This window comes from Prescottella sp. GW823-FHT02E09, assembly GCF_058797375.1.
This window is the reverse complement of the sequence record NZ_JBXAJP010000015.1, coordinates 23031-37443: the sequence shown is the minus strand read 5'-3', so window position 1 is coordinate 37443 and position 14413 is coordinate 23031. Positions and strand designations below refer to the sequence as shown.

15 protein-coding genes are annotated in these 14413 nt (G+C 69.3%); 9 read left to right on the top strand and 6 right to left on the bottom strand.

What is annotated here, in order from left to right:
• The first annotated feature begins 100 nt into the window (after positions 1 to 100).
• Entirely contained in the window at positions 101 to 727 is a 627-nt protein-coding gene (locus AC1RIF_RS26220; protein WP_492604309.1) for a carbonic anhydrase, read from the top strand.
• Positions 728 to 831: 104 nt separating this feature from the next.
• Positions 832 to 1515, top strand: a complete 684-nt coding sequence (locus AC1RIF_RS26215) for a hypothetical protein (RefSeq protein ID WP_492604308.1) — start codon at positions 832 to 834, stop codon at positions 1513 to 1515.
• Positions 1516 to 1526: 11 nt separating this feature from the next.
• Here AC1RIF_RS26215 and disA read toward each other — a convergent pair whose 3' ends face one another.
• A complete protein-coding gene (gene disA / locus AC1RIF_RS26210) occupies positions 1527 to 2612 on the bottom strand; it encodes a DNA integrity scanning diadenylate cyclase DisA (protein WP_492604307.1) in 1086 nt (361 codons plus the stop codon).
• 136 nt (positions 2613 to 2748) lie between these two features.
• On the opposite strand from disA, the gene AC1RIF_RS26205 reads away from it, so the two are divergent.
• A complete protein-coding gene (locus AC1RIF_RS26205; RefSeq protein ID WP_492604306.1) occupies positions 2749 to 3309 on the top strand; it encodes a PaaI family thioesterase in 561 nt (186 codons plus the stop codon).
• A 3-nt stretch (positions 3310 to 3312) separates the two neighbouring features.
• On the opposite strand, the gene radA is transcribed toward AC1RIF_RS26205, so the two are convergent.
• A complete protein-coding gene (gene radA, locus AC1RIF_RS26200; RefSeq protein ID WP_492604305.1) occupies positions 3313 to 4701 on the bottom strand; it encodes a DNA repair protein RadA in 1389 nt (462 codons plus the stop codon).
• 86 nt (positions 4702 to 4787) lie between these two features.
• Positions 4788 to 5384, bottom strand: coding sequence for a copper chaperone PCu(A)C domain-containing protein (locus AC1RIF_RS26195; RefSeq protein ID WP_492604304.1), 597 nt, complete (start codon positions 5382 to 5384; stop codon positions 4788 to 4790).
• A 297-nt stretch (positions 5385 to 5681) separates the two neighbouring features.
• Between AC1RIF_RS26195 and carD the strand changes: the two genes are divergently transcribed.
• Genes carD through rlmB form a run of 5 tightly spaced genes read left to right on the top strand, consistent with a single transcriptional unit; the run spans position 5682 to position 9805 of the window.
• On the top strand, positions 5682 to 6170 hold the full coding sequence (gene carD / locus AC1RIF_RS26190; protein ID WP_005515676.1) for an RNA polymerase-binding transcription factor CarD: 489 nt from the start codon (positions 5682 to 5684) through the stop codon (positions 6168 to 6170).
• 2 nt (positions 6171 to 6172) lie between these two features.
• Positions 6173 to 6865, top strand: a complete 693-nt coding sequence (ispD, locus tag AC1RIF_RS26185; protein ID WP_492604303.1) for a 2-C-methyl-D-erythritol 4-phosphate cytidylyltransferase — start codon at positions 6173 to 6175, stop codon at positions 6863 to 6865.
• Positions 6866 to 6909: 44 nt separating this feature from the next.
• Positions 6910 to 7386, top strand: coding sequence for a 2-C-methyl-D-erythritol 2,4-cyclodiphosphate synthase (gene ispF / locus AC1RIF_RS26180; RefSeq protein ID WP_492604302.1), 477 nt, complete (start codon positions 6910 to 6912; stop codon positions 7384 to 7386).
• Between the two features lie 11 nt (positions 7387 to 7397).
• A complete protein-coding gene (gene cysS, locus AC1RIF_RS26175) occupies positions 7398 to 8804 on the top strand; it encodes a cysteine--tRNA ligase (protein ID WP_492604301.1) in 1407 nt (468 codons plus the stop codon).
• The gene (rlmB, locus tag AC1RIF_RS26170) at positions 8804 to 9805 is read left to right on the top strand and encodes a 23S rRNA (guanosine(2251)-2'-O)-methyltransferase RlmB (protein WP_492604300.1); all 1002 of its coding nucleotides are present in this window, start codon (positions 8804 to 8806) and stop codon (positions 9803 to 9805) included. Before cysS ends, rlmB begins: the two co-directional genes overlap by 1 nt.
• On the opposite strand, the gene AC1RIF_RS26165 is transcribed toward rlmB, so the two are convergent.
• On the bottom strand, positions 9790 to 10656 hold the full coding sequence (locus tag AC1RIF_RS26165; protein ID WP_492604299.1) for a 5-oxoprolinase subunit C family protein: 867 nt from the start codon (positions 10654 to 10656) through the stop codon (positions 9790 to 9792). The two genes, rlmB and AC1RIF_RS26165, sit on opposite strands and share 16 nt — an antisense overlap.
• A 55-nt stretch (positions 10657 to 10711) precedes the next feature.
• Here AC1RIF_RS26165 and AC1RIF_RS26160 point away from each other — a divergent pair, with 55 nt between their 5' ends.
• On the top strand, positions 10712 to 11401 hold the full coding sequence (locus AC1RIF_RS26160) for a ZIP family metal transporter (protein ID WP_492604298.1): 690 nt from the start codon (positions 10712 to 10714) through the stop codon (positions 11399 to 11401).
• A 92-nt stretch (positions 11402 to 11493) separates the two neighbouring features.
• On the opposite strand, the gene AC1RIF_RS26155 is transcribed toward AC1RIF_RS26160, so the two are convergent.
• Together AC1RIF_RS26155 and gabT are read right to left on the bottom strand one after the other, a co-directional pair.
• Positions 11494 to 12951, bottom strand: a complete 1458-nt coding sequence (locus AC1RIF_RS26155; protein WP_492604297.1) for an NAD-dependent succinate-semialdehyde dehydrogenase — start codon at positions 12949 to 12951, stop codon at positions 11494 to 11496.
• Positions 12952 to 13002: 51 nt separating this feature from the next.
• Positions 13003 to 14343 (bottom strand): 4-aminobutyrate--2-oxoglutarate transaminase, encoded by a 1341-nt coding sequence (gene gabT, locus AC1RIF_RS26150; protein WP_492604373.1) that lies wholly within the window; start codon positions 14341 to 14343, stop codon positions 13003 to 13005.
• Between the last annotated feature and the right edge of the window lie 70 nt (positions 14344 to 14413).

Genomic DNA, 14413 nt, shown 5'->3' with positions numbered 1-14413 from the left:
CGAAACTCTCATCCTCATTTCGTGCACCGTCGGGCACTGTTCTCACGGGTGCGGCCGGTCCAATCGAGACGGTGAGCGCCCGGAGGTGCACAATTGCCGCATGCCCAACTCCAACCCGATCTCCGCTTGGAAGGCCCTCAAGCAGGGTAACGAGCGTTTCGTCAGCGGCACCCCGATGCACCCGAGTCAGGGTATCGCCGACCGCGCGAAGCTGGTCGATGCCCAGCACCCGACTGCCGTGCTCTTCGGGTGCGGCGACTCGCGTGTCGCTGCCGAAATCATCTTCGACCAGGGGCTCGGCGACATGTTCGTCGTCCGCACCGCCGGGCACGTGATCGACAGTGCGGTCCTCGGCTCCATCGAGTACGCCGTCGAGGTCCTCAACGTGCCCCTCATCGTCGTGTTCGGTCACGACAGCTGCGGAGCCGTCAAGGCCACACTCGACGCACTCGACAAGGGTCGGATCCCCAACGGCTTCATCCGGGACGTCGTCGAACGCGTGGCGCCGTCGATCCTCATGGGTCGGCAGGAGGGTCTGACCACCGTAGACGAACTCGAGGGGCGGCACGTGGTGGAGACCGGGACGCTGTTGATGCAGCGTTCGCGCATCATCGCCGAGCATGTCGAGAACGGCTCGTGCGCCATCGTGGGTGTCACCTACAAGCTCGCGGAGGGCGATATCAAGCTCCAGGGCTCGGTCGGTGACATCGGCGAATCGGTGGACTGAGGTCGAGGGGAACATGTCCCACCGGCCAGGTCGGCGGTGTTCGCAGACGCGACACGCCGGGACCGAAGAAGCGAGGGCAGGTCACATGGAATTACGGTTGAGTCGTGCTTGAACCGAACGGACCGTTGCCCCCTGAGATCTACTGGCGTCGGCGGGCGCTCGCCATCGGTGGTGTCGTCGTGGTCGTCGCTCTGCTGGTGTGGATCATCGCGTCTGTCCGTGGCGGCGGCGACGACCCCGAATCGGCGGCCGCGGCGGCCACCTCGGAGCTCACCGAGCCGACCACCACCGCGGCGGACGAGCCGTCGGACGACTCGGGATCCGCGACGTCCGACGCGGCGGGCACGAGCGTGTCGGGAACCAGTGCGGCCTCCTCGGGTGCCGGCCCCGAGACCGCCCCGTGTGCCGACCAGTCGCTGGCGTTGAAGGTGTCGCCCGACCGTCCCCAGTACAAGGCGGGTGAAGAGCCCAGCTTCTCGATCGCGATCACGAACATCGGCACCAGCAAGTGCGAGCGGGACCTGGGCTCGGGACTTCAGCAGGCGCTCGTGTACTCGCTCAACGGCAGCAACCGGTTGTGGTCCAACGTCGACTGCTACCCCGACGCCGATCCGGCGATGCAGGTCCTCGAGCCGGGCGGGCAGGCGCGATTCACCGTCAAATGGTCGGGGACCACGTCGGAGCCGGGATGCAAGGCCCCGCGCACCCAGGTCGCGCCGGGCGCCTACACGGTGGTGGCACAGCTCGGGGAGCTGCGTAGCTCCCCCGAGCCGTTCAACTTCTCCTGACGCGGGGACTGCTAGTCGTACGGTCCGCTGATCGAGGCCTCCGCGAGCCGTGAGAGGCCCTCGCGGATGTGCCGGGCCCACAGGCCGCCGATGCCGTCGACCGACTGCAGGTCCGCAGCCGTGGCCGCGAGCAGCCCCTGCAGGGTCCCGAACGAGCTCACCAGCCGGTGGATCTGCAGGAACTGCAGCCGGGGCACGCGGGTGAGCACCCGATAGCCGCGTGGGCTCATCGGTGCGTCGAGTGCCTCGATGGTGCCCGGGTAGCCGAAGGCGCGGGCCAGGGTGGTCAGGTCGAGCAGGTCCACGTCGGTGAGCTTGTCGAGCGCGGACAGAGTGCTCTCCACCGCGGTGGTCGAGGCGGGCTCGGATCCGGCGAGGTAGTCGCGCACCATCAGCTGACGGACGGCGTCGTTGTCACCGACCAGTTCCTCGAGCTGCAGCGCGAGCTGTCGGCCGTCGGTGCCCAGCTCGAGCACGTCCTGCTCGATCTCGACGGACACCCGGCGCACCATCTCGAGTCGCTGCACGACGGTCAGCGCGTCACGTAGCGTCACGAAGTCCTCGATCTCGACGACCGACAGCTGACGGGTGACCCCGTCGAGCCGCGCCTTGTACCGCTCGAGTGTCGCGACGGCCTGGTTCGCGCGGGACAGGATCGTCGACGACGCATTGATGACGTGTCGGATTCCGCCGACGTACACGCTGACGATGCTCATCGACTGACTCACCGACACGACCGGGTAGCCGGTCTCGATCGCGGTGCGCTCGGCCGCGCGGTGACGCGTCCCGGACTCGACGGTGGGGATCTTGTGGTTCGGCACCAATTGCACGTTGGCGCGGACGATGCGGGTGCCGTCGGTGGACAGGACGACAGCACCGTCCATCTTCGACAACTCGCGCAGTCGGGTGGGTGCGAACTCGACGTCGAGCTCGAATCCGCCGTCGCACAGGTCCTCGACCTGGTCGTCGTAACCGAGAACGATCAGGGCGCCGGTGCGGCCACGGAGGATGCGCTCGAGCCCGTCGCGCAGAGCGGTTCCGGGGGCCAAGCGCGCGATCGTCTCGCGGAGCACCGCCGACGGCGTGGCATCGTTCATCGCGAAATCCCCCCTCGTGCGGTCGGCGCTTTCCGGTCGGCGCCTCGGAATCCGACGGAATCCCGAGTGCGTTCGACGTCACATCTGGCCTAGCCGCATTCCGGCCGCGGTCGGGCCGTCTCTACATTACCTAGTTGTGAGCAGTACTTGGACCTTGCCCGATGACCTCGTCCTCCCCGAGGTGCCGGAATTCTTCCCGGCACCGGGACAGCCGCTTCCCCAGCACTGGTCCAAATGCTTCGGCTGCGGTGACGACCAGCCCGCCGGAATGGCGATGACGTTCCTCGCGGGCGAGGATCTGTCCGTGACCGGCCGACTCGAGGTTGCCAAGCGGTACCAGGGTGGTCCGGGTGTGATCCACGGCGGCATCCTTTCGACTGCGTTCGACGAGGTGCAGGGCATGGCGTGCATGGTCCTCGGCGGACCTGTCGTGACCGCCCATCTCGAGATCGACTTCGCGCGGCCGATCCCGCTGGGTTCGGTGCTCGAGTTCCGTGCCCGCATCGAGGGCACGGTCCGCCGCAAGGCGTACACGACCGCGGAGGCGTTCATCGTGGAGGGCCCGGGGGTCGACCCGGAAACCCCCGTCGCGACCTCGCGTGGGCTGTTCCTGACGGTCAACCCCGAGCACTTCGCGCCGACGGCGGCCTTCGTCGACGGCGAACCGACGTCGCCGTTCGGCACGTCGGCCGTCTGACCCTCACCGAAGATTCAAGGCCCGCAGGGCATCTCCGACGTTCCCCACCTCGACGGGGCGGATGCCCTTGGGGAGTTCGCCGGAGTCGAGCGGGACCACCGCCCGGGTGAATCCCAGCCGGGCGGCCTCGGCGACGCGGCGACCCACGCCCGACACGCGTCGGACCTCACCGGCCAGGCCGACCTCGCCGAGCACCACGGTGCCGGCGGGGATCGACCGATCCTTGCCGGCCGACGCGACCGCGACCGCGAGCGCCAGATCGCACGACGGGTCGGTCATCCGCATGCCGCCGACGGTCGCGGCGTAGACCTCGCGGTCGGACAGTTTGATGCCGTGGCGGCGTTCCAGGACCGCCAGCACCATCGACACGCGTGCCGAGTCGAGTCCGCTCACGGCGCGGCGTGGCGATGGGTTGTTGGTGGGCGCGACCAGCGCCTGCACCTCGCCGAGCAGTGGACGCTTGCCGTCCATCGTGACCGTGACCGCGGTGCCCGGCACCTCCTCGGACCGGTGGTGCAGGAACAACCCGGACGGGTCGCTAACGCCGACGATGCCGTCCTCGCGCAGTTCGAAGCAGCCCACCTCGTCGGCCGCGCCGAACCGGTTCTTGATGCCGCGGATCATCCGCAGCGTCGAGTGCTTGTCGCCCTCGAAGTGCAGGACGACGTCCACCAGGTGTTCAAGCGATCGGGGGCCCGCCACCGCGCCGTCCTTGGTGACATGGCCGATCAGCAGCACCGGCACCCCGCTGGCCTTCGCGAGCGACGTGAGCGCACTGGTGATGGCACGCACCTGTGTGACACCGCCGACGACACCGTCGACGTCCGCTGCGAGCATCGTCTGCACCGAGTCGACGATCAGCAGCGTGGGGCGGACCTGCTCGACGTGTCCGAGCACCGTCGCGAGATCCGATTCGGCGGCCAGATACACCCGCTCGTGCACCGATCCGGTGCGGTCTGCGCGCAACCGGACCTGGCCGGCCGATTCCTCGCCCGTGACGTACAGCGCGCGGTCGTCGGGTCCGCGGCACGCCCATCGGTGCACGACCTCGAGCAGCAGCGTCGACTTGCCGACGCCGGGTTCACCGGCCAGCAGCACCACCGAGCCGGGGACGACGCCACCGCCCAGCACACGATCGAGTTCGTCGACGCCCGTCGGCTTGGCGCGAGTGGTGGTGCCGTCGATCTGGGTGATGGGGGACGCGGGCGTGGTCGGCAGCAGCGCGGCGGCGCCGGCGCGGGCCAGTGACGCGCCCGGACGGGACGCGACCGCTGCGAGGACGGGAGCCTCGTCCATCGAGCCCCACGTGCCGCACTCCGGGCAACGACCGACCCACTTGGCCACTGTGTGCTGACACGACGAACACCGGAAGCTCGATTTAGCTTTTGCCACGCGCGCAGCCTAGTGACCCCGACCGACAGAGCAGCCCGAGCGACGGTGTCGCCCGGGCTGCTCCGGAAGTCCTGCGGGTCCGACGATCAGTGACCCTCGGCCACGTCGGGGGACTTGTCCGACTCGTGACGCTCGGTCACCGGGCCGGCGTCGACCGGCACCTGTACGACGATGTCGCCGGCGTTCTCGAAGGTGAACGTGACCGGGAAGGTCAGGCCGGGGCGGACGCCCTCGCGGATGTCCTCGATCGTGACGTCGATCAGGCTGACGTGCTCGGGGGCCTGCTCGGGCACCGAGACGTCGGGGTTGCCGGCGCCGAGCGCGGCCTGCGGCTTGATGTCACGGCCGCCTTCCTCGGCGTCGATGACGACGGAGCCGGCGAAGTCGGTCTTGATGCCGGTCAGGCGGTCGGTCTCGTGCTCGCTGAGGTTGACCGCGGTGAACGCGAGCTGCGCGGTGCCGCCCGGTTCGATGCTGAACTCCTCGGAGTTCGGGTACACGACGTGCACGTTGCGCAGTGCGATGTCGCCGCTGTTCGCCTGGTTGCCGTTCACCGCAGCAACCTGGGTGGCGGTCTGCGAGATCTGACCTGCGCCGCACGCGGAGAGCACGAGGGTCGCGCCGGCAGCGAGAGCGACAGCGGCCATGACTCGGCGAGTCGGCGACGCATTGAGAGCAGTCACGGGTTGTCCTCCATGGGTCAGGTTCACAATCCACTAGGCAGAGTAGTAGTCGACCCGGACGGGCCGTCCGCTGGGTACTCGTTACGAGCTCGTGTCGGACGGACAACGGTTGTCCGCGTGCAGGTTCGGTGGCGTCCCGGGGGCCCCTCGGCGGGCCGCCGACGCGGCCCGAAATGCACGGTTGGTGCGGCCTGTCAAGCCCTAAGATCAGGTAAGGATGCCCCTGACCTGCGCCGTTGATGGGACGATCGATTGGTCACGTGTTAAACTCGAAAGATCGAAAGGGGCACGGGACAGATGATTTTTAAGGTCGGAGACACCGTCGTATACCCCCATCACGGAGCGGCGCTGATCGAGGCAATCGAAACCCGCACCATCAAGGGTGAACAGAAGGAATACCTCGTTCTGAAGGTCGCGCAGGGCGATCTCACCGTCCGCGTTCCCGCGGAGAACGCCGAGTACGTCGGCGTGCGTGACGTGGTCGGCCAGGAGGGTCTCGACAAGGTGTTCCAGGTGCTTCGTGCGCCGCACACCGAGGAGCCGACGAACTGGTCTCGCCGGTACAAGGCGAACCTCGAGAAGCTTGCTTCGGGTGATGTGAACAAGGTCGCAGAGGTCGTTCGTGACCTGTGGCGGCGTGAGCAGGACCGCGGCCTGTCCGCGGGTGAGAAGCGGATGCTGGCCAAGGCGCGGCAGATCCTCGTGGGTGAGCTCGCTCTGGCGGAAGGCACCGACGACGCCAAGGCCGAGATCATTCTCGACGAGGTCCTCGCCGCCGCGTCCTGACCGTGGGTGAGAACCGTGGGCCGGTCGTAGCGCTGGTCCCTGCAGCCGGACGTGGCGTCCGGCTGGGCGAGTCCGTCCCGAAGGCGTTCGTCGAGTTGGGTGGGCGCAGCATGCTGCGCCGAGCCGTCGACGGGCTCGTCGAGTCGGGCGTCGTGGACACGGTCGTCGTGATCGTGCCCGAGGAACTCGTGGACGAGGCGCGGGCGGACCTGCCCGGCGACGTCGTGGTGGTTGTCGGGGGCGAGGAGCGGGCCGATTCGGTCCGAGCCGGACTCGCGGCAGCCACCGGTGCCGAGTTGGTGCTGGTGCACGACGCGGCGCGGGCGCTGACGCCACCGTCACTGATCGCGCGAGTGGTCGCCGAACTGCAAGCAGGGCGCACCGCGGTGATTCCGGTGCTGCCCGTCAGCGACACCATCAAGACGGTCGACGTGCTCGGTGCCGTCACCGGCACACCGCCGCGCTCGGAGTTGCGCGCCGTCCAGACGCCTCAGGGTTTCGAGGCGTCGCTGCTGCGTCGCGCCTATTTGGACGTCAACGGCGACGCGACGGACGACGCCGGCCTGGTCGAGCGCCTGGGCGAGCGGGTGCGCACCATCGTCGGTGAGCCCGAAGCATTCAAGATCACCACGCCGTGGGATCTCGCTCTGGCCCGAGTTCTGCTGGGGCAGGCGGGATCGACAGAGGCCCGGTGACTCCGGGCACGTCAGAGTCGTTTCGAACACAGGGAGTCCTACGCGTGCGAGTCGGAATCGGCACCGATGTCCATCCGATCGAGCCCGGCCGTCCGTGCTGGATGGCAGGACTGTTGTTCGAGGACGCCGACGGCTGCGCGGGGCACTCCGACGGTGACGTTGCGTCGCACGCGCTGTGCGACGCACTGTTGTCGGCGGCGGGACTGGGCGATCTCGGTTCGGTGTTCGGTACCGGCCGTCCGGAGTGGGACGGCGTCAGTGGTGTGCGGATGCTCACGGAGGTCCGGAGCCTGCTGTCCGACGCCGGTTACGTCGTCGGGAATGCGTCGGTGCAGGTCATCGGTAATCGGCCCAAGATCGGTCCGCGTCGTGAGGAGGCCCAGCGCGTCCTCGGGGGTGTGCTCGGCGCACCGGTATCGGTGTCGGCGACGACCACCGACGGACTGGGCCTCACCGGTCGCGGAGAGGGCATCGCTGCCGTCGCGACCGCGCTGATCATCCCCGCTGATCGCGACCGGTAGAATCGCACGTCGTGACCTTGCGCCTATACGACACCGTGACACGGGCTCCGCGTGACTTCGTTCCGCTGACCCCCGGACATGCCTCGGTGTACCTGTGTGGGGCCACCGTTCAGGGTGCCCCCCACATCGGGCATGTGCGCAGCGGCGTTGCCTTCGACGTGCTGCGCCGCTGGCTGCTCGCGCACGACTACGACGTCGCGTTCGTGCGGAATGTCACCGACATCGACGACAAGATCCTGAACAAGGCTGCCGAGGCGGGTCGCCCGTGGTGGGAGTGGGCCGCGACGTACGAGCGGTCGTTCGACTGGGCGTACCAGCAGCTCGGCGTGCTGCCGCCGTCCGTGGAGCCGCGGGCGACCGGGCACGTGACGCAGATGGTCGACATGATGCAGCGGCTCATCGACAACGGTCACGCGTACGCGGCCGCCGGCGACGTCTACTTCGACGTGGTCAGTTACCCCGACTACGGCAAGCTGTCGGGGCACAAGCTCGACGACGTCCACCAGGGCGAGAGCGTGGCCGAGGGCAAGCGCGATCCGCGGGACTTCACGCTGTGGAAGGCTGCGAAGCCGGGCGAGCCGTCGTGGCCGACGCCGTGGGGCCCCGGACGTCCGGGCTGGCACCTCGAATGCTCCGCGATGGCCGAGTTCTATCTCGGTGAGGCCTTCGACATCCATTGCGGTGGAATGGATCTGGTGTTCCCGCACCACGAGAACGAGATTGCCCAGGCCAAGTGTGCGGGCGACGACTTCGCCCAGTACTGGCTGCACAACGGCTGGGTCACCATGGGTGGCGAGAAGATGTCGAAGTCGCTCGGCAACGTGCTGTCGGTGCCGAATGTGCTCAAGCACGTTCGCCCGCAGGAACTGCGGTACTACCTCGGCAGCGCCCACTACCGGTCGATGCTCGAGTACTCGGAGACGGCGCTGCACGAGGGTGCGGCGGCCTACCGTCGCTGCGAGTCGTTCGTGACGCGTGTCGTGGAGCGGGCCGGTGAGGTGCCGGTGGGCAAGTGGACGGCGGAGTTCGCGGCTGCCCTCGACGACGACCTGGGTGTGCCGTCGGCCCTCGCCGAGATCCACGGCCGGGTACGTGAAGGCAATATCGCGCTCGAGTCCGGTGATCTCGCCGGTGCTCGTGCGCTGGCATCGCAGGTACGCGCGATGCTCGGCATCCTCGGTGTCGATCCGCTGGATCCGCAGTGGGCGTCCGCGACGGACAGTTCGACGGCGCTCGACGCCCTCGACGTCCTGGTGCGGTCCGAGTTGGACCGGCGCCAGCAGGCCCGGGCCGACAAGAACTGGGCGGTGGCCGACGAGGTCCGGGACCGGCTGGCCGAGGCCGGCATCGAGGTCACGGACACCGCGAACGGGGCCGAATGGTCCCTCAAGCAAGCTTCCAACGAATCGGGACAGTGATGGCTGGTAATTCGAGCAGGCGCGGCGCGGTCCGCAAGGACGGCACCAAGAAGGGGCAGGTCAGCGGATCGGGCGGCAAGCACCGCCGGGGTCTCGCCGGCCGCGGTGCGACGCCCCCGGCCGAGGAGCGCACCAAGCATCCCGCCGCCAAGCGGGCCCGGGCCGCGGCCAAGGCCGCGGAACAGCGCGCGACCGGTGGTGGTCGTCCTGGTGGTGGCGGACGTCCCGGCGGTCGTGGGCCGATCACCCGCAAGACCGAGGACGGTCCGGAGATGGTGCTCGGGCGCAACCCCGTCGTCGAGTGCCTGCGCGCGGGTGTCCCCGCGACGGCGCTGTACGTCGCGGTCGGCGCCGAGAGCGACGACCGCCTCAAGGAATCCGTGCAGCGCGCGGCCGACATGGGGATCTCGATCCTCGAGGTTCCGCGCACCGACCTGGACCGGATGAGCGCCAACGGCCTGCACCAGGGCATCGGCCTGCAGGTACCGCCGTACAAGTACGCGCACCCGGACGATCTGCTGGCGTCGGCCCGCACCAACCAGGAGCCCGCGTTGCTCGTGGCCCTGGACAACATCACCGATCCGCGCAACCTCGGAGCCGTCGTGCGCTCGGTCGCCGCGTTCGGCGGTCACGGTGTGGTCATCCCGCAGCGGCGCAGTGCGAGCGTTTCCGCTGTCGCATGGCGCACCAGCGCCGGCGCCGCGGCGCGTCTGCCCGTCGCGCGGGCCACGAATCTTACTCGCACACTGAAGGATTGGCAGTCCAAGGGTGTCCAGGTCGTCGGCCTCGACGCCGGTGGCGACACCACCCTCGACACGTACGACGGCACCGGTCCGGTCGTCATCGTGGTCGGTTCGGAGGGCAAGGGACTGTCGCGGCTCGTGCGCGAGACGTGCGACGCGGTCCTCAGCATCCCGATGGCCGGTCCGGTGGAGTCGCTCAACGCGTCGGTCGCCGCGGGCGTCGTGCTGTCCGAGATCGCGCGTCAGCGTCGTAGCTGACGGAACTTGATCCGACATCCCGGTCGTAGCTGAGCTGCGGCCGGGATGTCGTCTTCCACGACCACGGCGATCACCGGGTACCCGCCGGTGACCGGATGGTCGGCGAGGAACAGCACCGGCATACCGTTCGGCGGCACCTGTAGCGCGCCGGTCACCATGCCCTCGCTCGGCAGTTCGCCGTGGCGGGCGCGGTGCAGAGGCCCCGGTCCGTCGAGGCGTGCGCCCACCCGGTCGGTGTCGCTGCTGACCGTCCACGTCCGGCGCACCAGCGCGGCCAGGGAGTCCGGGGTGAACCAGTCGTCGCGAGGTCCCGTCCGGACACGCAGTTCGACGGGCTCGGTGGGCGACGGGGGCGGCGGGATCAGGTCCTCGATAGGCAGTTCACCATGGAGATTTCCGACCGGCAGACGATCGCCGTCGCCGATCGGATCGGGGCCGATACCGGACAGGGTGTCGGTGGCGCGGCTGCCCAGCACGGGTGGGACGTCGATGCCGCCGCGCACCGCGAGGTAGGTGCGCAGTCCCGTGGGGGCGAACCCCAGGGCCACCTCGTCGCCGTCGCGCACGTGCAGCGTGGAGTAGTGCGGGCGGGGCTTCCCGTTCACCGTGAGTGGTGCCGGCGCGCCGGTGACGGCGAGGGTGGTCGGCCCGATCGCCCGCACGTGGAGACCGCCGAGTGTCACCTCGAGTGTCGCGGCACGGGGATCGTTGCCGACGAGGCGGTTCGCGCCGTCGTGCGCGACGATGTCGGCGGCACCCGAGATGCCGACGCCGAGACTCGCGTACCCGGGCCGTCCCCGGTCCTGGACGGTGGTGCGTGCGCCGGCGCGTAGGACTTCGAGCGATGCCATGGGTCGATTGTCGTCGATCTCGGCGGACGGCTGCTGCGCTTACTACGATCGATCGATGCTGACAGCTGCGCTGTACGGTCTGGGAACGGCTCTACCTCTGCTCTTCGGCGCCTGGGTGGGCCTGCGCTACAGCCTGCCGCGACCACTGCTGGCCGCGCTCATGGCGTTCGGTGCCGGCACGATGGTGGCGGCGGTGTCGTCGGAACTCTTCGCGCCGGCGTTCGCGATCGAGGGCGTGTGGGTCGCCGGGTCGGCGCTGCTCGCAGGGGCGCTCGTGTACGTGGTGGCCGACCATCTCATCGAGAACAAGCTCGGCCCGGCGGCGCTCGGGTGGGCACTGATGCTCGGCGCCCTGCTCGACGGCATCCCCGAGAACACCGCGCTGGGTGTCTCGTTGATGGAGGGCGGGGGAGTGGTGCTGTTGGTCGCGGTCGCGGTCGGCAACGTCCCCGAGGCCGTCGCGGGCGCCGCGTCGATGCGGGCGCAACCCGGGTTCGACGCGCGGCGGGCGTTCGGGGTGTGGGCGATCACCGCCGCCGTCCTGGTGCTCGTCGTCATCGCCGCCAATGCCGTCTCCGACACCATCCCGGACAGCCGCGTTGCCGTCATCCAGGCCTTCGCGGGCGGTGCAACCATTGCGGTCCTTGCGGATTCACTGATGCCGGAGGCGTACCGCGAGGGCGGGTGGTGGGTGGGGATCTCCACCGCACTCGGATTCCTCGTGGCGTTCGCGCTGGGCGCCTAGGAGCACGAACACCACGAGCCGCGCGGTCGGTGCCCGAGGTGGTCGAACGACGGAAGCCGGAGGCAACGCCTCCGGCTTCCGTCGTTGTCGGCTCAGCCCGTGAAACCGATGTACTTCGTGTCGAGGTACTCGTCGATGCCCTCGATGCCTCCCTCGCTGCCCAGCCCGGACTGCTTGACGCCGCCGAACGGTGCCGCGACATCGGAGACGACACCGCGATTGACCCCCACCATGCCGGTCTCGAGCGCATCGGCCACCCGCAGCGCGCGATCCAGGTTCTGCGTGAAGATGTATGCGGCGAGGCCGTATTCGGTGTCGTTGGCCGCGGCGATCGCCTGCTCCTCGGTCTCGAATCCGGTGATCGCGGCGACCGGTCCGAAGATCTCGTCGCGGACGATGCGCGCGTCGGCGGGAACCTGGTCGAGCACTGTCGGCTGGTAGAAGAAGCCGGGGCCGTCGACGGCCCGGCCTCCGGTACGCACGCGTGCACCGGCCGCGACCGCCTCGTCGACGAGGGCTGCCACGCTCGCGCGCTGCTTGGCGCTGACGAGCGGGCCGACGTCGACACCCGTTTCGTGTCCGGGCCCGACCTTCAGCGCTGCGATCCGCTCGGTGAGCTTGGCCGTGAACTCCTCGCGCACGCTGTCGGCCACCATGATTCGGTTCGCGGCCGTGCACGCCTCGCCGCCGTTGCGCATCTTGGCCGCCATGGCGCCGTCGAGCGCTGCGTCCAGATCCGCGTCGTCGAACACGATGAACGGTGCGTTCCCGCCCAGTTCCATCGACGTGCGCAGGACGTTGCGTGCCGACTGCTCGATGAGCACGCGACCGACCGGCGTGGACCCGGTGAAGGTGACCTTGCGCAGGCGCGGATCGGCGAGCAGCACGCCGGACACCGCGGCGGCGTCGGACGTCGGAAGCACCGAGACCACGCCGGCCGGAAGGCCGGCCTCGTCGAGGATCTGTGCGAACGCCAGCATCGTCAGCGGCGTCTCTGCCGCGGGCTTGACGATCATCGTGCAGCCCGCGGCGAGGGCGGGGCCGATCTTGCGGGTTCCCATGGCGAGCGGGAAGTTCCACGGGGTGATCGCCAGGCACGGTCCCACCGGGACCTTGTTCACGAGGATGCGGCCGGCGCCGCCGGGCGACCGCGTCGAGCGGCCCTGGACGCGAACCGCCTCCTCGCTGAACCAGCGCAGGAACTCCGCGCCGTACGCGACCTCGCTGCGGCTCTCCGGCAATGCCTTGCCCATCTCGGCCGTCATCAGCAGCGCCAGTTCCTCGGTCCGCTCGACGACGAGCTCCCAGGCCCGGCGCAGGATCACCGATCGCTCGCGCGGGGACGTGGCCGCCCACTGCGCCTGGACGCGGCACGCCGCGTCGAGTGCGCGCAGGGCGTCGTCCGGGCCGGCATCGGCAACCGTGGTCAGCGCGTCACCGGTCGCCGGATCGACCACCGGGAACATGCCGCCGCAGACGGGCGCGGTCGACTCGCCGTCGATCCACAGACCGGTCGGGACGCGGGAGACGAGGGTGGAGACATCAATCATCGTTCTGCTTCCAGTAGGTTCCGGATGTAGTGCGTCAACGACTTTCGTCGGTCAGGCCGAGGCGCGGACGGCGCCCTCGATCACGTCGAGAGCATCGTCGAGGAGCTCGTCGCCGATGACGAGTGGCGGCAGCAGGCGCACCACGTTGCCGTAGGTGCCGCAGGTCAGCAGGATGACGCCCTGCTCGAGCGCGTGCGCGACGACCTTGCGTGTCAGCTCGGCGTCCGGCTCGGTGGTGCCGGGCACCACGAACTCCATCGCCAGCATGGCGCCGCGGCCGCGGACGTCGCCGATCGCGGGGACCTCCTCGGCCAGGCTCCGCAGGCGGGTCGTCACGACCTCCTCGATGTGGCGTGCCCGCGCGGGCAGGTCGAGCTCCCGCATCGTGTCGATCGCCGCGATCGCCGCTGCACACGCGATCGGGTTGCCGCCGTAGGTGCCACCGAGGCCGCCGGCGTGCACCTTGTCGAGCAGGTCGGCGCGTCCGGTGATCGCCGACAGCGGGAGCCCGCCGGCGATGCCCTTGGCCATGGTGATGATGTCCGGCGCGACCTCTTCGTGGTCGCACGCGAACCACGAGCCCGTGCGAGCGAACCCGGTCTGGACCTCGTCGGCGATGAACACGACGCCGTTGGCGCGCGCCCACTCGGCCAGCGTCGGCAGGAATCCCTCTGCGGGAACGATGAAGCCACCCTCGCCCTGGATCGGTTCGATGATGATCGCGGCGAGCGAGTCGGCGCCGATCTGCTTCTCGATCTGGGTGATTGCGCGCTGGGCCGCCTCCGGGCCCGTCAGTTCGCGCTCGTCGCGGAACGGGTACGACATCGGCATCCGGTACACCTCGGGGGCGAACGGACCGAAGTGGGCCTTGTACGGCATCGACTTTGCGGTCAGTGCCATCGTCAGGTTGGTGCGACCGTGGTAGGCGTGGTCGAACGCGACGACGGCGGTGCGCCCGGTGGCCAGACGTGCGACCTTGATCGCGTTCTCCACGGCCTCGGCGCCGGAGTTGAACAGCACGGTGCGCTTCTCGTGGTCGCCGGGCGTGAGCGCGGCGAGTTCCTCGGCGACCTGCACGTATCCCTCGTAGGGCGTGACCATGAAGCACGTGTGGGTGAAGCGTCCGGCCTGGTCGCGCACCGCGTCGACGACGGCGGGGTTCGAGGCGCCCACGTTGGTGACCGCGATGCCCGAGCCCAGGTCGACGAGCGAGTTTCCGTCGACGTCGACGATCACACCGCCGTCGGCGTCGGCGGTGTAGACCGGGACGCTGGACCCGACTCCGGCGGCGACGCTGGCGCGGCGGCGCTCGGTGAGGGCTCGGGAGTTCGGGCCGGGCAGTTCGGTGACCAGGTTGCGCTTCTGCGGAAGGCGGTAGGTGATGCCGTCGATGGTGTTCATATCGTGGAGGACCCCTGTCGTGAAGATCTGAGTGGTCTTATTGTGGGTCGCCGTGGCGCCC

Excerpts from the sequence above, each read along its gene's own strand:
- AC1RIF_RS26155 (WP_492604297.1), bottom strand. The coding sequence starts at position 12,951 with ATGATTGATGTCTCCACCCTCGTCTCCCGCGTCCCGACCGGTCTGTGG.
- carD (WP_005515676.1), top strand. The coding sequence starts at position 5,682 with ATGATTTTTAAGGTCGGAGACACCGTCGTATACCCCCATCACGGAGCG.
- AC1RIF_RS26220 (WP_492604309.1), top strand. The coding sequence starts at position 101 with ATGCCCAACTCCAACCCGATCTCCGCTTGGAAGGCCCTCAAGCAGGGT.
- AC1RIF_RS26160 (WP_492604298.1), top strand. The coding sequence starts at position 10,712 with ATGCTGACAGCTGCGCTGTACGGTCTGGGAACGGCTCTACCTCTGCTC.
- AC1RIF_RS26165 (WP_492604299.1), bottom strand. The coding sequence starts at position 10,656 with ATGGCATCGCTCGAAGTCCTACGCGCCGGCGCACGCACCACCGTCCAG.
- rlmB (WP_492604300.1), top strand. The coding sequence starts at position 8,804 with ATGGCTGGTAATTCGAGCAGGCGCGGCGCGGTCCGCAAGGACGGCACC.
- disA (WP_492604307.1), bottom strand. The coding sequence starts at position 2,612 with ATGAACGATGCCACGCCGTCGGCGGTGCTCCGCGAGACGATCGCGCGC.